Genomic DNA, 18,809 nt, shown 5'->3' on the forward strand with positions numbered 1-18,809 from the left:
CGTGGGCGATTCGCAAAGCGAACTGGTACGCCTGATCGGAGAAGCGCAACAGGAAGTGCGGGTGCAATTGCTGGACTATGCGCCGCTCTCCTATGGTCCCAACCACACCCGGCCCTATTACGCCGTGATCGATGATGCCCTGCGCGCAGCGGCCACGCGCGGCGTGAAGATCAAGCTGATGGTGTCCAACTGGAACACCGAGGCCCCCGCCATCCGCTACCTGCAAAGCCTGGCGGTGCTGCCCAACGTGGAGATCCGCATCGTCACCCTGCCGCAGGCCAGCAGCGGTTTCATCCCCTTCGCCAGAGTGATCCACACCAAGGCCATGAGCATCGATGGCAAGGTGGCCTGGGTCGGTACCAGCAACTGGGCCGGCGGTTATCTGGACAACTCGCGCAACCTGGAAGTGGTGCTGCACGACGCGGCCATGGCACAACGCGTGGCGGCCCTGCATGAGCAGACCTGGAGCTCGCCTTATGCCCAGCCCATCGATGTACTGAAGGTTTATCCCAAGCCGGCCAAGGGCAAGCCTTAGGACCTCTTCACCAGCTTGGCACTCAGGGTGCCAGGCCCATCATCTGCCTGGCCAGTCCCACCAGGTCGAAGACCGGACGCCCGGTGCGCTGTGCGATGAGGCCCGCCACCGGCGGCATGTTGGTGCATTCAAGCAGGATGGCACGCACCTGGGGTTGCGTGGCGACCAGCTGATCGGCGGCCGCCACCATCTCGGCATGCACCCGATCCATATCCCCCTCGGGCTGATTGCCCACGATGACCCGCGCGAATTCAGACGCCACCGGCATGCCCACGATGGGCGACTCCATGCTGCCCCCCAGCGCAGCCAGATGCGCGGCCCCGAGACTGGCACCGGACGCCGTCAGGATGCCGACATGGCGCGCACCGCCGAAGGCGTGATACAGCGTGGGCAACCAGCACAGGCTGGAACTGGCAAACGGAATCTCCAGCGCTGCCGCGATGGTCTGCTGATGCAGCGCCAGGAAACCGCAACTGGTCACGATGGCCTTGCAGCCGTCCGCCTGCAAGGCCTGCGCCGCACTGACAAAGTCATCCACCATGCCGCTGGCCCGTTCGAAGATCACCTTCTGGGGTGAGGCCCGGCTGACCTTGCGCAAGCGCACCGGGAAAGGAAAGGTCGCGGGATTGCCGATATCGCCCACGGGACGCGGAAAAACGGTATCGAGCATGACGATGCCAAGCATGCGGGGCCTCTGCAAAAAATCGGAAGGAATGCCCGGCATTCTAACCAAACCCGGGCAAAACGCCTGCTATGCGCCACCCACGGCCAGCGGATCCTTGCCCATGGCCTTGATCCATGAATAGACCGGCGGACATTCATCGACGATGGATTCGGAGACGATATCGATGAGCACCGGCCCCTCGCTGGCAAAGGCTTCATCCAGTGCCGCGACCAGTTCTTCGGCATTGGCCGCACGCAAGCCCTTGAGGCCGAAGCCCTGAGCGATGCGTGCCACATCCAGCCGGGTGAAATCGACCGAGAGATATTGCGCATCGTTGTGCAGCTTCTGCAGCGCCTTGATCCATCCGAAACAGCCATTGTTGAAATGCAGCAGCACGGCAGGTACCTGCAGGCGGGTCAGCGTTTCCAGTTCGCCGCAGGACATCGAGAAGGAGCCATCGCCAAACAGGCCGATGGGCCGCACGTCGGGCCGCGCCAGCCAGGCACCGACCACCGCCGGAATCGCATAGCCCAGTCCGCCGAAAGCACGCGGAATCACCAGCCGCGAACCATCGCCGGGCAGGCGCAGATAACGCGTCATGTGCGGCGTAGGCGTGCCGGCGTCGGAGACCATGACCGCACGCGGCGGCAGCCGGCGGTTCAATTCGTGGACTACGCGCTGGGGCTTGAGCGGCAGTGCATCGCTGTGCAGATCCGCCTGGGCCTGCTCCCAGAATCGACGCCGCATGCCGTTGAGTTCAGCATTCCACGCACGCGGTTCGTGCTGCGTCACCAGCGGCAGCAGATCCTGCAAGACCGAACGGACGTCGCCGGCGATGTTGAGGTCGTTGCGACCGGTATTGCCCAGTACCGCCGGGTCGATATCGACCTGCACGCGCTGGCGTTCCCGTTGATGGCTGGGGAAGGTCCAGCCGATGGTGACCACCGATCCCATCTTGCAACCGAGGTAGACCAGCAGATCGCTCTCCTCGACCGCCCGTGCTGCATGGGGATGGAAGCCATTGTCGCCAATGACACCGAGCGCCAGCGGGTGCTCGTCCGGCACCGCCCCCTGACCGGTGATGGTGGTGACCACGGCGGCGTCGATCTTCTCTGCCAGGGCCAGCAGGGCTGCCCCGCCATCGGAATGCATCACGCCGCCGCCGGCCACCAGCACCGGGCGACGCGATGCGTCGAGCAACGCGGCCAGCTGCCGCACCAGATCCGCATCGGGACGCATGGGAAAGGCCGGGAAGCGCCGGCACTCAGGCTCGGCGTAAATCTCGTCCGGCGTACTGGCCGAGGCGTGGGCCAGGATATCTTCGGGGAAGGTCAGGTGCACCGCGCCCGGACGACCCGAGGTGGCGGTCCGGAAGGCGCGCCTGACTGCCTCCGGAATCTTGGCCGTGGTCTTGACCTGGAAGGACAGCTTGCACACCGGTTCGAACAGCTTGGCGTTGTCCAGCTCGGTGATCATGCCGCGACCTTCGCCCTTGAGGGGAATATCGTTGGTCAGCAGGATCAGCGGAATGGAAGAACTGTTGGCCTCGGCCATGCCGGGCAGGGAATACATGGCACCGGCACCGCTGGGGCACTCGGCCACGCCGGGCTTGCCGCTGTAGCGCGCATAGGCGTCGGCCATGTAGAGCGCCGAGCGCTCGTCGCGTGCCATCACGTGGCGCACCTTGCCGCAGCGGTTCAGGGCTTTGTAGAAAGCCACATTGGTATCGCCGGGCACGCCGAAGATCACTTCAACGCCGTATTCTTCCAGCAGTTTCACGAGGACATCTGCACCAGTCATGTTTTCTCCGTTTCGGTAGGGGTAAGGGTTGCCTTGCTCATGGATAGCGGGCCAGGGTCAGGCCATCGATATCGATGGCCGGCGGGGTACCCGTGATGAGGTCCGCCACGACGCGGCCGGAGCCCAGCGACATGGCCCAGCCGGTCGAACCGTGACCCAGGTTCAGGAACAGATTGCGGACCGGCGTGGGACCCAGCAGGGGCGGTCCATCGGGCGTCATGGGACGGCGTCCGACCCAGAACTGCGCATCATCAAGATCGCCGGCCAGCGGAAACCAGTCACGCATCACCTGACGCAAGGTATGCAGGCAAGCGGCGCGCAACTGCAGACGGTCATCGCCCAGTTCGGCGGTACCAGCCACTCGCACCACATCCCCCATGCGGGTGATGGCCGTCTTCAGGGATTCATCCATCACGGCCGCACGCGGTGCCGCCTCGGGAAAGCGGACGGGAATGGTGGCCGAATAGCCCTTGACCGGATACAGCGGCACACGGATGCCCAGCGGTGCCAGCAAGGCATGGCTGTCCACGCCGGCGGCAACCACCAGGGCATCGCAGGCCAACTGCCCGGCTTGCCCTGCGCTGCTCACCTGCAAACCCTGCACCTGTCCACCCTGCACCCGCAGACCGCTGACCTGCGTACCGAAGCGGAACTGCACGCCCATCTCCTCACACAAGCGCCGCAACTGGCGCGCGAAGACCGCGCAATCCCCGGCCTCGTCATCGGGCAGGTACAGGCCCGAACGCGGTTCGATGCGCGCGTGCTGCAGCCCCGGTTCGGTCGCCACGCATTGCGCCGCGCTCAAGCGCTGGTGGGCAATGCCGGCTTCCTCCAGCAAGGCCAGTGCGGGGGCCGCCATGTCCTCGTCGAAGCGGCTGCGAAAGAGCTGCAGATAGCCCTGGCTGCGGCCGTAATCAAATGGATGCCGTGCCAGGAACTCGTGCAGGCAATCGCGGCTGTAATAGGCGATGCGCTGCATGCGCAGCTTGTTGCGGCGATAGCGCTCCAGCGTGCAGTTGCACAGCCACTGGCTGATCCAGCGCCATTGCCGTGCACTCATCCGCGGCCGGAACACCACTGGCGAACTGGCCTTGAAGAGATACTTGAGGATCTTGCCCGGCATGCCCGGCGCTGCCCACGGCGTCACATAGCCGGGTGCGATCACGCCGGCATTGCCGGCGCTGGTCTGGCAGGCCACATCGGCCTCGCGTTCGATGAGCACCACCTCAACGTGGCGAGTGGCCAGCCAGTACGCGGTGGCCGTGCCGATGATGCCACCTCCGATGACGACGACTTTCATGTGCGCTGCACCTGCAAAAGAATGAAGCATGGAAGGGACCGGCGCACTCGCCGGCAGCGAGACCGCAGTCTAGGGTGGAGCGCTGACACAAAAAAGGGCAAGAACGTCGAAATAGTGGTCTAAACTGACGTAATGACGTGCCGTTTCGTCTTTCTGTAGTGTTTGCTGATTTTTTCCTCCCTTCCCTGGAGCCCACAGCATGATCAGACTGGACCTGCTGGACGATGTCGATCGCCAGATCATTTCGGAATTGCAGATGAATGCGCGGGCCTCGGTGGCCGACATGGCGCGCCGGCTGGACCTGGCGCGGACTACCATCATTGCGCGCGTGGAGCGTCTGGAAAAAAGCGGCATCATCGCCGGCTACACCCTGAAGCTGGGCAGCGACGTGCTCGATTCCAGCCTGCAGGCCTATGTTGGGATCACCCTGCAGCCCAAGGCGGGCAAGGATGTGGTGCGGCGCTTCAACCGCATGCCGGAAGTCCATCAGCTGTGCGCGGTCAGCGGCGAGTTCGACTATGTCGCATGGCTGCGCGTGAGCACGCCGGAGCAGCTCGACCGCATCCTGGACGAGATCGGCGAAATGGATGGCGTCATCAAAACCACCACCTCGGTCGTGCTGGCACGCAAGATCGACCGCGGCGATGCGCCCAAGACCCGCTGAACGGCCGTTCCGGATCAGGCGACCCGACAGAATGACGAAGTCGCACTACTTTCTGTAGTGCCGGACCCTGCTTTCTGACACATTGTCCGTATATTCTGTCCGCGAAGCTTCCTAGAATGAAGACCAGCCTCTTCGTCTCATTCACTCTGGAGTTTCATCATGCGCACCGTCTTGTTGGGTTCGGGCCACATTGGCCAAACGATTGCACGTCTGCTGTCCGACAGCGGCGACTACAACGTCACCATCGCCGACCGCGATGCCCAGGCCCTGCAGGCCGTCAGCGCGCTCAACATCGAAAAGGCCGTGGTCGATTCCTCGGATGCGCGGGCGCTGGAAGCACTGCTGCACCCGGCCGACATCGTGATCAACGCCCTGCCGTATCACATGGCCGTGAAGGTGGCCAGCGCAGCGCGCAGTACCGGCACCCACTACTTCGATCTGACCGAGGACGTGCGGGCCACCAAGGCCATCGCCGCGCTGGCTGCCGACGCGCCCGTGGCCTTCATGCCGCAATGCGGACTGGCACCGGGCTTCATCGGCATCGCCGCGCACCATCTGGCCGGTTCCTTCGACGAAGTGCATGACGTGAAGATGCGCGTCGGGGCGCTGCCGCAGTACCCCACCAACGAACTCAAATACAACCTGACCTGGAGCGTGGACGGACTGGTCAATGAGTACTGCCATCCCTGCGAAGCCCTGCGCGACGGCGTCAAGGTCGCGGTCGATCCGCTGGCCGACATCGAACATTTTTCGCTGGATGGCGTGGAGTATGAAGCGTTCAATACCTCCGGCGGGCTCGGCACGCTGTGTGAAACGCTGGCCGGCCGCATCCGCAATCTCGACTACAAATCGGTGCGCTATCCCGGTCACCAGCAGCGCATGAAATTCCTGCTCAGCGACCTGGGCCTGAAGCACGACCAGGAACTGCTCAAGACCATCCTGCGCAAGGCCGTCCCCACCACCATGCAGGACGTGGTGCTGGTGTTCGTGACCGTCAGCGGCATGCGCGGCGACAAGTTCGTCCAGGAAGTCTTCACCCGCAAGATTTTCGCCATTCATGAGGAAGGCCACTACGAGAGTGCGATCCAGAGCACCACCGCTTCCGGCGTCTGCACGGCGGTCGACCTGTTCCGGCTCGGCAAGTTGCCGCAGCGCGGCTTCATCAGCCAGGAGGCGATCAGCCTGCCGGATTTCCTGGCCAACCGCTTCGGTCAGGTCTACGCCTGATCCGCCTCGAGAGCGTCCTCCATGTCCCGCCCCCAGGATCCTGACGTGGAGGACCGGGGCACCGCGCCAGGCCTGCGCCTGCATCAGGCCAGCTGTCACTGCGGTGCCGTACGCTTCCGTTTCCTCTCCCATATCGAGGAGGTGGTCCAATGCAATTGCTCCTACTGCGTGCGCAAGGCCGCACTGCACCATCGCATCGATGCCCGCCACTTCGAATTGCTGGCCGGCGCCCGGGCACTGAACCTGTACCGCTTCGGCACCCTGCGTGCCACGCATTTCTTCTGTCGCTTGTGCGGCACGCATACTCATTGCCACCCGCGCTCGGCTCCTGCGCAGATCAACGTCAACGTGCGCTGCGTGGAAGACGTCCATCTCTGGCTGGCGACGGTGCGCGTGCGCGATCATGATGGCCGTGCATGGGCGCTCGACACGGCCTGATGCCGCGCGCGCGACGATGTGCAGTGCGGCGTGCACGGCAACGCATTCCCGACGATAATTGTTTAAATAATTTTCAGGGAAACCGCAAATTGCAATTTGCAGTTCACAGATTCAGCTCACGGATTCAGCCTCAGCGGCCACGACAATAGCGACAAGAACGCGCCTGACGAAGGCAGACAGCAAGCACCATGCCGGCACATGCCTTCACCGTGGTGCAACACCGACCGTTCATGGTGCGGCCAGCCTCTTGCAAGAGGCTGGCCGGGCGAGTACTGCATCGATCAGCCGTGCGTATGGATGGCATGAAAATCGCTAGGTCGACCCCGCCTGCAATGCGCTTTGTACCGCAGTCTTTTTTCAAGTGAAACCCCGCAAGCACGAGCCACGACCCACCCTACCAGGAGACCCACATGAGCATTTCACGCAGACACTTCCTTCAATCGGCACTGGCCGGCACGGCCGTACTGACCCTGCCGGAAGTCTTCGCCCAGGATATCGAATCGACCATGGCGCGCGTCAAGCGTACCGGCAAGCTGCGCCTGGGTGCCATCAACGGTGCCATCCCCTATTTCAACAAGGATCTGGTGACGCAGGAGTGGAAAGGTTTCTGTGCTGATTTCGGCCGTGACCTGGCGCGCTATCTCAAGGCCGAAGTCGAATGGGTCGAGACCACCTGGGGCAATGCGGTGCTGGACGTGCAGACCAACAAGATCGATGCGCAACTGGCGATGGCACCCACGCCACAGCGCCGCGAAGTGGTCGACTTCAGCAACCCGCTCTACAACAACATCAATACCGTGGTCGCCCGCAAGGGGCTGGAGTTCAAGGCCTGGGAAGATCTCAACAAGCCTGAAATCAAAGTCGCCGTGGACGTGGGCTCCTCGCACGACCAGCTGGTCACGCGCATTCTGCCCAAGGCCACCATCCTGCGCTTCGAGACCTCGGCCGCGGCCACCATGGCGCTGCAATCGGGACGCGCCGACTGCCAGGTGCTGGTGGTGCTGCTGTCGACCTCGCTGCTGGTGAAACTGCCCAACATCGGTCACATCGTCTTCCCCACACCGGATGAAACGGCCCCGACCAACATCGGCATCCGCAAGCAGGCCGATCAGAGTTTCGTGACCGCAGTGAACGGCTGGCTGGAGGAATCGCGCAAGGCCGGCCGCATCCGCGAAATCATCGTGGCCAACATGCAGAATCTCGCCAAGGTGCCCCCGACCGCTTTCCCACCGCAGCTCAAGTTCTGAGGAGCGGCCATGTACAGCTGGGATTTCGGGATGCTGTGGCAATACCGCGGCATCATCGTGTCGGGCGTCATCACCACGGTGCTCTTCACCGCCGTGGTCGTCGTCACCGGCCTGCTGGTAGGCGTGCTGGTGGGTCTGGGCCGGGTCTCCTCCAACCGCACCCTGTGCGGTGTGCTGCGCGGCTATGTGGAGGTGTTCCGCTGCACGCCGGTGCTGGTGCAGCTGATCTGGTTCTACTATGCGCTACCGGTACTGCTGGGCATCGAACTCTCGCCCTGGATGGCGGCTGCGCTGGCGTTGACGCTTTATGGCGGGGCCTTCTACTCGGAGATCGTGCGAGGCGGGATCGTCTCCAACGATGCCGGGCAGACCGAGGCGGGCCAGGCCATCGGCATGACCCGCTGGCAGGTGATGCGGCGGCTGATCCTGCCACAGGCCTTCCGGCGCATGACGCCGCCGCTGGTGAGCCAGTCCATCATGCAATTGAAGAACACGTCCTTGCTCTCGGTGCTGGCCGTCCCCGACCTGGTCTACCAGGGCCAGCTGATCGCCCACGACACCTATCGCCCCCTGGAGATCTATACCCTGGTGGCGGTGCTGTATTTCATCATCCTGTTCCCGGCCACCGTGGTGGCCAAGCGGCTGGAACTGCATCAGATCAAGGCTTGAGGAAGCGCCATGAGCAAACCCATCATGATTTCTGTACGCGGCTTGAAGAAGTCCTTTGGCGACCAGACGGTACTAAGGGACATCAACCTGGAGATTGCCAAGGGCGAAGTGGTGGCCTTGATCGGTCCCTCGGGCTCGGGAAAATCCACCCTGCTGCGCTGCCTGAACCTGCTCGCCGCGCCCAATCACGGTGTCATCAAGATCGGCGGCGAGTGTTTTGACTTCGACCAGACGGTGCCGGAAAAGCTGAGCGACCGGACCATGGCACGTTTTCGCGCGCAGACAGGAATGGTGTTCCAGCACTTCAATCTGTTCCCGCACATGACGGTGGTGCAGAACGTGATGGAAGGCCCGGTCACCGTACTGCGCCGCCCCAAGGCGCATGCCCATGCCCAGGCGATGAAACTGCTGGCGCAGGTCGGGCTGGCGGAGAAAGCGGAGATGTATCCCGAGAAGCTCTCCGGCGGCCAGAAGCAGCGGGTGGCCATCGCGCGGGCGCTGGCCATGGATCCGGAAGTGATGCTGTTCGACGAAGCCACCTCGGCACTGGATCCGGAGCTGGTCGGCGAGGTCCTCAACGTCATCAAGCAACTGGCCGAGCGCGGCATGACGATGATCCTGGTCACCCATGAAATCGCCTTTGCCCGCGAGGTTGCGGACAAGGTGATCTTCATGCGCGATGGTGTGGTGGTCGAGGCCGGGCCGCCGGCGCAGGTGATTGATGCGCCGACGCAGGCGGCCACCCAGGCTTTCCTCGCGCGGGTGCACAAGATCGCGGCCTGAGTCTGCCAGCTTGCGTGATGCTCGCCAAAGTCGGCGGCGGCCGGCCTTGGCTCATTGGCCAAGCTGCAGAGCGATTCTCAACTTTTGGTTGAAGACAGGATGAGGGACCTGCTGCTTCCCCGGGAAAGCTGGTCTCAGCGAATGGGCGAGGCGAATACCCGCCCTGCCGCTTCGTCGATTCCGCCCATGCGCGGCACTGCAGGCCCATTGCGCTACGCCGGGTCTGTCGCAGACCACCTTTTTTTGCCGGATCGGCCGTACAGGGAATCTCATCTCCGGCATGGATTCAGGACAGAACGAACGTCATCTATACATATCGTCTAGTTTTAGATAATATGTATCGAATGAACTCCCGCTCCCGCAAAAAAAAGAAAACCGACCGCCCCGACCACGCCCTGTTGCTGTCCCAACTGCAACAGGTAGCGCAGGGCCTGGGCGAGACCTTCGCTCCCTTCTGCGAAGTGGTACTGCACGACCTGCGCGATGCGGATCACTCCATCGTCGCCCTGCACAACAACCTGTCCGGCCGCGAGGTCGGCGACGCCACCACCGAACTGGGTCTGGCGCGCATCGCCGACGAGAGCTATCCGCAGGTCCTGACCAATTACGCCAATACGCTGCCCGACGGCCGGCAGGCCAAGAGCACCTCGATCGGCATCAAGGATGTCGATGGCAAATACGTGGCCGCGCTGTGCATGAACATCGACCTGACCCTGTTCGGCGCGCTGCAGGGCATGCTGCGCCAGTTCGGTGGCATCGACCAGGGCGTGCGCGTGGCTGAAACGCTGGAGCCGGCCGGTGCCGAAGGCCTGCGCAGCCGCATCGATGCCTTTGCCGCGCGGCTGTCGACTACGCCGCGCAGCCTCAAGGCCGAAGACCGCCGCCAGCTCATGCGTGAACTGCGCCAGTCCGGCTGCCTGGATATCCGGCGCGCGGCCGAGATCGTGGCCGCGCATCTGGGTGTCTCGCGCGCTACCGTCTACAACGACGAGAAGGAGTAAGCGCGGCCGTCACGCGCGCTCCCCGCCATATGCATCGTCACTGTCTCTTTCCATCCCACTTGAAGGAAACCTCATGATCCCCGTCTCCAGCGCTACCGAATCCCCCAGCTTCGCCGATGTCCTGCTGGCCGCCGAACGCATCAAGCCGTGGGCGCACAGAACGCCGGTCCTGCGTTCGCGCACGGCCGATGCGGAAGTGGGCGCACAACTGTTCTTCAAGTGCGAGAACTTCCAGCGCATGGGGGCCTTCAAGTTCCGCGGTGCCATGAATGCGCTCTCGCAGTTCGACAGCGAACAGCGCAAGCATGGCGTCATCACCTTCTCCTCCGGCAACCATGCGCAGGGGACCGCGCTGGCCGCGCAATTGCTGGGCATTCCCGCCGTCATCGTGATGCCCGAGGATGCGCCGGCAGCAAAGGTCGCCGCCACGCGCGGCTATGGTGCCGAAGTGGTGATGTATGACCGCTATACCGAAGACCGCGAGGCGATCGGTGCGCGCCTGGCCGCCGAGCGCAAGATGACGCTGATCCCACCCTACGATCATCCGCACGTGATGGCCGGACAAGGCACGGCCACGCTCGAATTGCTGCAGGAAACCGGTCCGCTGGATGCGCTGTTCGTGTGCCTCGGCGGCGGCGGCCTGCTGTCCGGTGCGGCGTTGGCGGCGCGGGCACTGTCTCCCGATTGCAAGATTTATGGCGTCGAACCGGAAGCCGGCAACGACGGACAGCAGTCACTGCGCGCGGGCCAGATCGTGCATATCGATACGCCCAAGACCATCGCCGATGGCGCACAGACGCAGCATCTGGGCAAGTACACCTTCGACGTCATTCGCCAGCTGGTGGACGACATCCACACCGTCAGCGATGCCGAGCTGGTGTCCGGCCTGCGCTTCTTTGCCGAGCGCATGAAGATGGTGGTCGAGCCGACCGGCTGCCTGGGCTTTGCCGCCGCCCGCAAGCTGAAGGACCAGCTGCAGGGCAAACGCGTGGGCGTCATCATCAGCGGCGGCAACATCGACCTGGGCAAGCTGTCGGGGTATTTGTCCTGATTATCTGGCGCATCAGTGAGCCCAATCGCACGCGACTTCGTTTTGGCCTACAGTGTTGAGCCCTCATCATTCAATGCTGATCCCTCCACTCACCCACAAGGACTGGAAACACCATGCCCCATCTCGTACTGGAATACACCGGCAATCTCGCCCTCGATGTGCAACCGACGCTGCTCAAGCTGAACCAGGCACTGGTGGCCAGCGGACACTTTGAAGAAAACGCCATCAAGGCGCGTGCCGTGCGTCTGGACAACTACCTGGTCGGTACCGCACCGGAGGCCAAACGTGCCTTCGTGGCGGTGCGCCTGGCCATCCTGACCGGCCGCACGCTGGAAGACAAGAAGCAGGTATCCGACCTGCTGGGCGCGGCCATCCAGAAGGACCAGAGCTGGCCCAAGGATCTGCAGGTACAGCTCACGGTGGAAGTGGTGGACATGCAGCGCGAGAGCTACTTCAAGCTCGCCCTGCAATAAGCTGCGGGCCTGCCTGCGCCATCACGGCGCGGCCCTCAAAACGAAAAGCCGCACGGTGCAGACCGGGCGGCTTTTTTTGCTGGTGCACGACAGGTGCGCGATATTGTTCTTGTGATGCCGCGCGACCTCGCGTGGTCAGTGCATCCGAGCTTCAGGATGCCAGTGCGGGTTCGCGCAGGAATTCGCGGAACTGCACCACGTTGCCTTCCGGATCGAAGCCATCGCAGGCACGAAAATCCGGACCGCTCCATTCGGCCTCGGCCGCTTTCATGCCACCGCCGAGCTGCTGCGTGGCGAGTCGGGCGTGGGTGAGCGAACGCACGGGAAGGAACAGCTTCACCGGCACGTTCTCGCGCAGCACCGGTGGCGAAGTGATCTCCACCGTGGCGGCACTGGCTTGCGGAATCGCATGAATCACCAGCAGGAAATCCTCGGCTTCGATCACTACTTTCTCGGCCTGGGCCTGCTTGGGAACCACCGCCAGCACCTGCGCATAAAACGCGGCGAGGCGGGCTACATCTTTGGCGAACAGGACTGCGCCTGCTTTGGGCTGGGTCGACATCTCTGCTTTCAAAAACGTTGATCGGATCAAACAAGGAACGGCAGAGTTTATTTACGACCACCGCGCTTGGCAAGCATTAATCGTCTCCCTGTGGCGACAGCGTTATGTCGCTGTGTGGCGACGCCCTTCCGTCGCCTTTCCCCCGACATATTGCAGAGCAATATAAGAATCCGCTGACACGCGAAAGTGGTGCTGTCCGATGTTCATTTCAGCGCGAAAAAACTAATGTCGCATATCGCCGGTAAGAGACTAATAAATCGTCAATTGTCAGCATGATCAGCCAAGCTGTTTGTATGTGATCGGAATAGCATCGTTTGCGCTACGAACGCGTATAAATTGTAAGAGGATGTTCCAAATCGGTTTACTTCCGAACTCGATCTGCTACCTTGATGTCGCAGGGCAACATGGTGTGTGGCGAAGAAAAAGAAAAATATTTCCACTTGCACACCGCTATGCCACGCCGTCCTCCCCACTGCAGTCCACTGCGCTGACGGCGACCAAACATAACGCAACACAACCCTCACGAGTATCGCGCCATGAACATTCGAGATTTGCACGCTCAGTACACTCCCGAACGCTCCATTTTCAAGCGGACCCAATCTGCGCATCGCGCCATGACGGACAACGCCTCCCAGCGCATCGAGCTTGCGCACACCGACAGTGACGCCGATGCCTGGCTGGAGCCGGCCCTGTCCGACTTCATCTCACTGGCCTCCAGCGTCTGCGGCACGCCCATGGGCATGTTCAGCCAGCTGCATGCCGACATCGGCCTGCAGCATCCTTACCTGTCGGTCAACAATGGCCGAGGCGACGCCCGCAACCAGTGGTGGCGCTTCCCCGGCCAGACCGGGGTGATGCGCAATGCGGTCGACTTCTCGCTGTGCGAAATGGCGGCACGTACGCCTGGCCAGATTACGGAAGTGAATGACCTGTCCAGCGATCTGCGCTTTGCCACCAGTGCGCTGGCACGCGGCAATCCGGCCGTGCGTTTTTATGCGGGTGTGCCGCTGGTGTCGGGCAATGGCGACATCCTGGGCACGCTGTGCGTGATGGACCGCGTACCGCGCACCCTGACCCCGGCACAACGTGACGCCTTCCAGAAACTGGCACGCCAGCTGGAAGCGCAGATCGACAGCCATCGCGCCATGCAGAAGCTGGAACAGCAGACCATGACCGATGCCCTGACCGGCATCGGCAACCGCCGCAGTTTCGATTCGCGCCTGCGCGAAGAATGGACACGCCATCTGCGCAATGCCCGTCCGCTGACCATGCTGATGGTGGACGTGGATTACTTCAAGCAATACAACGACACCTATGGCCACCCGGCCGGTGATGCGCTGCTGGTGCAATTGGCACGCGTACTGCGCTCGCCGCTGCGGGCCAGCGACTTCCTGGCGCGTTACGGTGGCGACGAGTTTTCGCTGATCCTGCCGGATACCGATGAGACCGGTGCCATGCAAGTCTCGGAACGCATCAAGCAATCCGTGGCCCGCGTAAAGTGGCCGCACACCGACATCGAGATCAGCCTGGGCGCGGCGACCGTGACGCCTTCGGAAATGTGCGACTTCAGCGCCTTGCTGCATGCGGCTGACCAAGCCATGTATCAGCGCAAGCATGGGCGCAATCCGCGCAATGCATGAGCTCGCTGCTTGCCGCTGCTGACGCTGGCGCAGGAACGAAAATCGCCGCTGTGAAAACAGCGGCGATTTTTTTATGGTCCGTAGCGAGCTCTTATCGCCCTTGACTGGCAGGCGGTTTGGAAAGCAGAGAGAGCGCCACCAGCATCGACAAGCCTACCACCACGGCCCCCGCGAGATACACGCTCTGTACCCCCGCATGGCTGGCCAGCGCACCGGCCAGCGGGCTGGTGATGCCCAGCGACAGATCCAGGAAGGCCACATACGCGCCCATGGCCAGGCCGCGCGTCTGTGGTGGTGCGCGGCGCATCGCTTCCACACCGAATCCGGGGAACACCAGCGAATAACCAAAACCGGTCAGTGCCGCGCCCGCATAGGCCATCCAGGCGTGATCGGCCTGCCAGATCAGCAACTGCCCGCACACTTCGATGACTACACACACCAGCGCCACTTTTGCGCCACCGACCTGATCCGGCAGATGGGCAAAGAACAAGCGCGCCAAGATGAACGCCACACCAAAGCTGGTGAAGGCCAGCGAAGAATCCCCCCACGACCGTGCCGCAAACAACAAGGCGATGAATGCCGTGATGACGCCGAAGCCGACGCTGGAAAAAGCCAGCCCCAGGCCAGGCTGCCACACGGCACCCAGCACCTGGTAAAAGGGCGTGCGGCGGCTGGCTCCGGGCGCCACGCCACGCAAGGGGCTGACGGCCAGCAGCGCCACTATCGGCAAGAGCACGCTCACGCCGGCAATTCCCGCAAATCCCCAGGCCTTGCTGACGGCCACACCCAGCGGTGCACCGCCGGCCATGGCTGCATAGATGGCGATGCCCAGCCACGCCATCACCTTGCCGCCATGCTGCGGCCCGACCAGCGCGATGCCCCAGCCCATGGTGCCGGTGATGACCAGGCTCTCGCCCAGCGCCAGCAGAACGCGTCCCGCCAGCAGCACTGCCACCGAGATGACCGGCTGGTCCAGCCAGAGCAGAGAGGCCAGATAGATCAATCCCGACAGCGCCGCGGCCACGAAGCCGCCGACGACAGCGCGCTTGGGGCCACGCAGAACCGCCACGTTGCCGGCCCAGGCGCGCGAGAGCAGCGCCGCTGCAAATTGTGCACCGACCACCACACCCACTACGGTGGCGTTCATGCCCAGTGCCTCCTTCAGGTGCAAGGGCAGCACCGGCAACTGCAGGCCGATGGTGAGAAAGGCGATGAAGACGGCCAGCGTCAGCGGTGCAAGCGCCTGCAGAACTGATGTGCCGGCGGCGGTGGCCGGCGAGATGGAGAGAGGCGGGTCTGCCTGTTTTCCGTTCATGGGAAACCTCAAAGAATATTGTGAAGGGTGGACTCAGGAATGTTGCGGAAGTCCCGTTGATGGCAGGAACGCTGCGCAGTAGAATGCGACGAATCCGTCATATTCCGTCGATGGCAGTATGTGACGAATTCGTCAGGTTTCCTAGTCGCATTCCATTTACGTCTTCGCCTCTTCCCCCTTCTCCCCATGAACAAGCCCCGCCGCCCCGAGATTACCCTCCGCAAGACACCGCAACAGGCCCGCTCCACCGAGCTGGTGGCAGCCATTCTGGAAGCTGCTGTTCAGGTTTTGCTGCGCGAAGGTGCGCCGCGTTTCACGACCGCGCGCGTGGCCGAGCGCGCGGGCGTGAGTGTGGGATCGGTGTACCAGTATTTCCCCAACAAGGCGGCCATCCTGTTTCGTCTGCAGGCCGACGAATGGCAGCAGACTACGGAGATGGTGCGCCAGTTGCTGCAGGATGCAGACAGGCCCGCGCCACGCCGCCTGCGCGAACTGGTGCATGCCTTCTTGCGCAGCGAATTCGAAGAGGCCCAGGTACGGATGGCGCTGGCCGATGCCGCGCCGCTCTACCGCGATGCGCGCGAGGCTGAAGAAATGCGCCACGACTGGGACGGCATCATCGCGCAGTTCATGCGCGAAGCCTTGCCGGGGGTTGCCGCGCCACGACGCAAACGCGCGGGGCAATTGATGATGACCACGCTCACCACGGCGGGCGAACATCTTTCGCGCGGCACGCTGCCTGAGAAGGAAATACGCGCCTATGGCGAGGCCATGGCCGACATGTTCTGCGCCTATCTGGACAGCCTGCAGCCGCGCTGAATCGCGCTCATGCCTTGCGCTTGCGCGGCACCGCCGTGGAAGCACGCTGCACCAGCTGCGGTGTCGCCGTCACCCGCATCACGGGCGAGGGACTGCGGCCCTCGATCAGGGCCAGCAGCAGGTCGATGGACATGCGCGCCGCTTCTTCCGTCGGCACCGCCACGGTGGTCAGCGCCGGACGCGAGACCCGCGCCCACTGGATGTCGGTGATGCCGATCACCGAGATGTCGCGCGGCACATTCATCCCCAGGTCGGCGATGGCGTTCATCGCACCCAGTGCCGGCAGATCATTGCTGGCGAAGATGGCCGTGAGCTGCGGCTCCTCGCGCAACAGCGCGATGGTGGCCTGATACCCCGCCTCGACCGTATCACCGATATAGCGCGCACTCTGCAAGGTGTGCTTGACGCCGGCAGCGGCACAGGCCTCGACAAAACCGCGATAGCGTTCCGCGTGAATGCCGCTCTTCTTGCTGCCGACCAGCGCACCGATGTGACGATGGCCGAGCCCCAGCAGGTGCTGCGCGGCAGTCGCGCCAGCCGCATAGAAATCCACCGCGATGCAGGGCAGCTCGGGCGGGGCGTCCGGTTTCTCCCACATGCACAGCACCACCGGGGCACCCCGCCGCTCGGTCTTCTTGAGCTCATCCATGGGCAGGTTGGCGTTCATGATGAGCACGCCGTCGGAGAGCGTTCCGGCGATCTGGTCGAGGTAGGCGCGGCCGGTGTCGGGATCGTCGTTGGTATTGCAGACGATCAGGAAGCGGCCGCGCTCGCGCGCCGCACGCTCGGCCGCCAGAGCGAACTCCGGATAGAAAGGGTTGGCGATGCTGGAGACCACCAGCGCCAGCGTGGGCGCACGCCCCTCGGCCAGCGCACGTGCGGTCAGGTGCGGACGATAGCCGAGCTGGGCGACCGCCTCCAGCACGCGCTGGCGCGTCTGCTCGCCGACCTTGCCGCGCTGGCGCAAGACGTTGGACACAGTGGCCGAGGTGACACCGGCCAGACGGGCAACTTCGGATAAGGTGGTCATGGGTGCATGGAGTTGGAAGCCCTCGCATTCAAACCGCTTATGACGGGCTTGTCAACGCGCACACGCGGGTCGCGCTGCTCAAACTGAAGACGCGTCGTGCAGCCGCTGCGGAAATGATTTACGCATTGTTCACCCGCGCCCCACTCCTTCAGAGGAACGCAATCCTGACAAAAAGCTGGCAGTTTTTCGTTACAGGATTGTTGTTGCAGAGGCCATCCAAGATGGGTATGATCGACCAAAATATTTGCCAACCCAACACGGCAACACGCTCAGAACAACGACGTGGAGACAACCCCCGATTGCATACAGGAAACTCAGGCGATCTTTTTTTTGGGTCACTTGATTAAGCGCTTAACCTGACGCCGCACCTGCCTCGTGGTGCCCTGCCCTGCAATCCATTTCTGCTAGGAAAACGTGATGGCCAGCATCAGCTTGCGTGCAGCACAAAAAGCCTACGGCGACGCACCGCCGGTAATCCGCAATGTCGATCTCGACATTGGCGAACATGAATTCTGTGTTTTCCTGGGTCCCTCCGGCTGCGGCAAATCCACGCTCCTGCGCAGCATCGCGGGGCTGGAGGATCTCACCAGCGGCGACCTCTTCATTGGGGGAAAGCGCGTCAATGACGTGCCTTCGGCGCAGCGTTCGGTAGCGATGGTGTTCCAGAGCTATGCGCTGTTCCCGCACATGACGGTGTATGAAAACATGAGTTTCGGTCTGACCCTGGCCAAGCTGCCCAAGGCCGAGATCGAGCAGAAGGTGCGCGAAGCGGCGCGCATCCTGCAGCTGGAAGAACTGCTGCAGCGCAAGCCCAAGGAACTCTCCGGCGGCCAGCGCCAGCGCGTGGCCATCGGGCGCGCCATCGTGCGCCGTCCCGGCGTGTTCCTGTTCGACGAACCGCTTTCCAACCTGGACGCCACCCTGCGCAGCCAGACCCGCATCGAGATCGCCCGCCTGCATCGCCAGTTCGAACAGGCCAGCGTGGTCTATGTCACGCACGACCAGGTCGAGGCCATGACCCTGGCCGACCGCATCGTGCTGCTGCATGCCGGTGCCGATACCCAGCGCTTCGGCAGCATCGCCCAGGTCGGTGCGCCCATGGAGCTGTATCACCATCCGCGCAATCGTTTCGTGGCCGGTTTCATCGGTTCGCCGCGCATGAACTTCCTGCCCGCGCAGGTGGTGAATGCGCAGGAGAACGGCATCCTGATCCGCCTGCAGCACAGCGAGGAAACCCTGCTGGTGGCAGCCAAGGGACAGGTGCAGCCGGGCCAGCAGGTAACCCTGGGCGTGCGCCCCGAACACATGGAAATCGGCAGCCAGGGCCAGTACGGCATCACCCGCGAAGTGATGCTGGTGGAGCGCCTGGGCGAGCAGACCTATGTGCACCTGGACGAACCGGCCGGCCAGCCGCTGGTGGCCAAGGCCCCGGGCGATGCCCACATCGCGCGCGGCGAGCGCCTGCGCGTGTCGGTCGCGCCAAGCTGCGCCTACCTGTTCGATGCGGACGGCGTGGCGCTGGCGCGCACACAAGTTCATCCGGGCCTGGCCGCCGCAGCCTGAACAGGCAGTGCGCACGCGCCCTCTTCTC

The 18,809-nt window shown here is 63.2% G+C and carries 19 protein-coding genes; 13 read left to right on the forward strand and 6 right to left on the reverse strand.

From position 1 onward, the window contains the following. Positions 1-535 (forward strand): phospholipase D-like domain-containing protein (locus B3873_RS22120; protein ID WP_286869101.1); only part of this gene is annotated, 535 nt, incomplete at its 5' end. Positions 536-557: 22 nt separating this feature from the next. On the opposite strand, the gene B3873_RS22125 is transcribed toward B3873_RS22120, so the two are convergent. From B3873_RS22125 to B3873_RS22135, 3 genes are all read right to left on the reverse strand, one after another. Then, entirely contained in the window at positions 558-1,220 is a 663-nt protein-coding gene (locus B3873_RS22125; protein ID WP_286869102.1) for an aspartate/glutamate racemase family protein, read from the reverse strand. A gap of 66 nt (positions 1,221-1,286) precedes the next feature. Continuing rightward, a complete protein-coding gene (locus B3873_RS22130; RefSeq protein ID WP_286869103.1) occupies positions 1,287-2,999 on the reverse strand; it encodes a thiamine pyrophosphate-binding protein in 1,713 nt (570 codons plus the stop codon). Between the two features lie 37 nt (positions 3,000-3,036). Continuing rightward, the gene (locus B3873_RS22135) at positions 3,037-4,299 is read right to left on the reverse strand and encodes a D-amino acid dehydrogenase (protein WP_286869104.1); all 1,263 of its coding nucleotides are present in this window, start codon (positions 4,297-4,299) and stop codon (positions 3,037-3,039) included. Positions 4,300-4,498: 199 nt separating this feature from the next. Between B3873_RS22135 and B3873_RS22140 the strand changes: the two genes are divergently transcribed. The 9 genes from B3873_RS22140 to B3873_RS22180 all read left to right on the forward strand — a co-directional run bounded on the left by B3873_RS22140 (position 4,499) and on the right by B3873_RS22180 (position 11,852). Further along, the gene (locus tag B3873_RS22140; protein ID WP_039787628.1) at positions 4,499-4,963 is read left to right on the forward strand and encodes an Lrp/AsnC family transcriptional regulator; all 465 of its coding nucleotides are present in this window, start codon (positions 4,499-4,501) and stop codon (positions 4,961-4,963) included. A gap of 159 nt (positions 4,964-5,122) precedes the next feature. Then, positions 5,123-6,190: a saccharopine dehydrogenase family protein gene (locus tag B3873_RS22145; RefSeq protein WP_286869106.1), complete on the forward strand. Its 1,068-nt coding sequence runs from the start codon at positions 5,123-5,125 to the stop codon at positions 6,188-6,190. 21 nt (positions 6,191-6,211) lie between these two features. Next, positions 6,212-6,628 (forward strand): GFA family protein, encoded by a 417-nt coding sequence (locus tag B3873_RS22150; protein ID WP_276837400.1) that lies wholly within the window; start codon positions 6,212-6,214, stop codon positions 6,626-6,628. Positions 6,629-7,038: 410 nt separating this feature from the next. Then, positions 7,039-7,875, forward strand: a complete 837-nt coding sequence (locus tag B3873_RS22155; protein ID WP_039787626.1) for a transporter substrate-binding domain-containing protein — start codon at positions 7,039-7,041, stop codon at positions 7,873-7,875. 9 nt (positions 7,876-7,884) lie between these two features. Further along, positions 7,885-8,544 (forward strand): amino acid ABC transporter permease, encoded by a 660-nt coding sequence (locus B3873_RS22160; RefSeq protein ID WP_286869110.1) that lies wholly within the window; start codon positions 7,885-7,887, stop codon positions 8,542-8,544. A 9-nt stretch (positions 8,545-8,553) separates the two neighbouring features. Then, positions 8,554-9,327, forward strand: coding sequence for an amino acid ABC transporter ATP-binding protein (locus B3873_RS22165; protein WP_039787624.1), 774 nt, complete (start codon positions 8,554-8,556; stop codon positions 9,325-9,327). Between the two features lie 344 nt (positions 9,328-9,671). Continuing rightward, on the forward strand, positions 9,672-10,328 hold the full coding sequence (locus B3873_RS22170; protein ID WP_286869111.1) for a helix-turn-helix transcriptional regulator: 657 nt from the start codon (positions 9,672-9,674) through the stop codon (positions 10,326-10,328). 73 nt (positions 10,329-10,401) lie between these two features. Then, positions 10,402-11,379 carry a threo-3-hydroxy-L-aspartate ammonia-lyase gene (locus tag B3873_RS22175; protein ID WP_286869113.1) on the forward strand — a complete coding sequence of 326 codons (978 nt, stop codon included), beginning with the start codon at positions 10,402-10,404 and terminating at the stop codon, positions 11,377-11,379. A 113-nt stretch (positions 11,380-11,492) separates the two neighbouring features. Beyond that, on the forward strand, positions 11,493-11,852 hold the full coding sequence (locus B3873_RS22180) for a 5-carboxymethyl-2-hydroxymuconate Delta-isomerase (protein WP_286869115.1): 360 nt from the start codon (positions 11,493-11,495) through the stop codon (positions 11,850-11,852). A 151-nt stretch (positions 11,853-12,003) separates the two neighbouring features. Here B3873_RS22180 and B3873_RS22185 read toward each other — a convergent pair whose 3' ends face one another. After that, on the reverse strand, positions 12,004-12,414 hold the full coding sequence (locus B3873_RS22185) for a hypothetical protein (protein WP_034331147.1): 411 nt from the start codon (positions 12,412-12,414) through the stop codon (positions 12,004-12,006). Between the two features lie 551 nt (positions 12,415-12,965). Between B3873_RS22185 and B3873_RS22190 the strand changes: the two genes are divergently transcribed. After that, positions 12,966-14,054, forward strand: coding sequence for a GGDEF domain-containing protein (locus B3873_RS22190; protein ID WP_348745740.1), 1,089 nt, complete (start codon positions 12,966-12,968; stop codon positions 14,052-14,054). Between the two features lie 91 nt (positions 14,055-14,145). Here the strand turns inward: B3873_RS22190 and B3873_RS22195 are convergent, their stop codons facing one another. Beyond that, positions 14,146-15,369 carry an arabinose transporter gene (locus B3873_RS22195; RefSeq protein ID WP_286869117.1) on the reverse strand — a complete coding sequence of 408 codons (1,224 nt, stop codon included), beginning with the start codon at positions 15,367-15,369 and terminating at the stop codon, positions 14,146-14,148. Positions 15,370-15,555: 186 nt separating this feature from the next. On the opposite strand from B3873_RS22195, the gene B3873_RS22200 reads away from it, so the two are divergent. After that, complete coding sequence (locus B3873_RS22200; RefSeq protein ID WP_286869118.1) at positions 15,556-16,188, forward strand: TetR family transcriptional regulator; 633 nt, start codon at positions 15,556-15,558, stop codon at positions 16,186-16,188. A 7-nt stretch (positions 16,189-16,195) separates the two neighbouring features. On the opposite strand, the gene B3873_RS22205 is transcribed toward B3873_RS22200, so the two are convergent. After that, the gene (locus tag B3873_RS22205; RefSeq protein WP_286869119.1) at positions 16,196-17,218 is read right to left on the reverse strand and encodes a LacI family DNA-binding transcriptional regulator; all 1,023 of its coding nucleotides are present in this window, start codon (positions 17,216-17,218) and stop codon (positions 16,196-16,198) included. 417 nt (positions 17,219-17,635) lie between these two features. Between B3873_RS22205 and B3873_RS22210 the strand changes: the two genes are divergently transcribed. Beyond that, positions 17,636-18,781: an ABC transporter ATP-binding protein gene (locus B3873_RS22210; protein WP_286869120.1), complete on the forward strand. Its 1,146-nt coding sequence runs from the start codon at positions 17,636-17,638 to the stop codon at positions 18,779-18,781. The last annotated feature ends 28 nt before the right edge of the window (positions 18,782-18,809 follow it).

Origin of the sequence: Herbaspirillum sp. UBA812 (assembly GCF_002296545.1) — a bacterium.
Taxonomy (GTDB): Bacteria; Pseudomonadota; Gammaproteobacteria; order Burkholderiales; family Burkholderiaceae_D; genus Herbaspirillum; species Herbaspirillum huttiense.

Excerpts from the sequence above, each read along its gene's own strand:
- B3873_RS22125 (WP_286869102.1), bottom strand. The coding sequence starts at position 1,220 with ATGCTTGGCATCGTCATGCTCGATACCGTTTTTCCGCGTCCCGTGGGC.
- B3873_RS22130 (WP_286869103.1), bottom strand. The coding sequence starts at position 2,999 with ATGACTGGTGCAGATGTCCTCGTGAAACTGCTGGAAGAATACGGCGTT.
- B3873_RS22135 (WP_286869104.1), bottom strand. The coding sequence starts at position 4,299 with ATGAAAGTCGTCGTCATCGGAGGTGGCATCATCGGCACGGCCACCGCG.
- B3873_RS22140 (WP_039787628.1), top strand. The coding sequence starts at position 4,499 with ATGATCAGACTGGACCTGCTGGACGATGTCGATCGCCAGATCATTTCG.
- B3873_RS22145 (WP_286869106.1), top strand. The coding sequence starts at position 5,123 with ATGCGCACCGTCTTGTTGGGTTCGGGCCACATTGGCCAAACGATTGCA.
- B3873_RS22150 (WP_276837400.1), top strand. The coding sequence starts at position 6,212 with ATGTCCCGCCCCCAGGATCCTGACGTGGAGGACCGGGGCACCGCGCCA.
- B3873_RS22155 (WP_039787626.1), top strand. The coding sequence starts at position 7,039 with ATGAGCATTTCACGCAGACACTTCCTTCAATCGGCACTGGCCGGCACG.
- B3873_RS22160 (WP_286869110.1), top strand. The coding sequence starts at position 7,885 with ATGTACAGCTGGGATTTCGGGATGCTGTGGCAATACCGCGGCATCATC.
- B3873_RS22165 (WP_039787624.1), top strand. The coding sequence starts at position 8,554 with ATGAGCAAACCCATCATGATTTCTGTACGCGGCTTGAAGAAGTCCTTT.
- B3873_RS22170 (WP_286869111.1), top strand. The coding sequence starts at position 9,672 with ATGAACTCCCGCTCCCGCAAAAAAAAGAAAACCGACCGCCCCGACCAC.
- B3873_RS22175 (WP_286869113.1), top strand. The coding sequence starts at position 10,402 with ATGATCCCCGTCTCCAGCGCTACCGAATCCCCCAGCTTCGCCGATGTC.
- B3873_RS22180 (WP_286869115.1), top strand. The coding sequence starts at position 11,493 with ATGCCCCATCTCGTACTGGAATACACCGGCAATCTCGCCCTCGATGTG.
- B3873_RS22185 (WP_034331147.1), bottom strand. The coding sequence starts at position 12,414 with ATGTCGACCCAGCCCAAAGCAGGCGCAGTCCTGTTCGCCAAAGATGTA.
- B3873_RS22195 (WP_286869117.1), bottom strand. The coding sequence starts at position 15,369 with ATGAACGGAAAACAGGCAGACCCGCCTCTCTCCATCTCGCCGGCCACC.
- B3873_RS22200 (WP_286869118.1), top strand. The coding sequence starts at position 15,556 with ATGAACAAGCCCCGCCGCCCCGAGATTACCCTCCGCAAGACACCGCAA.
- B3873_RS22205 (WP_286869119.1), bottom strand. The coding sequence starts at position 17,218 with ATGACCACCTTATCCGAAGTTGCCCGTCTGGCCGGTGTCACCTCGGCC.
- B3873_RS22210 (WP_286869120.1), top strand. The coding sequence starts at position 17,636 with ATGGCCAGCATCAGCTTGCGTGCAGCACAAAAAGCCTACGGCGACGCA.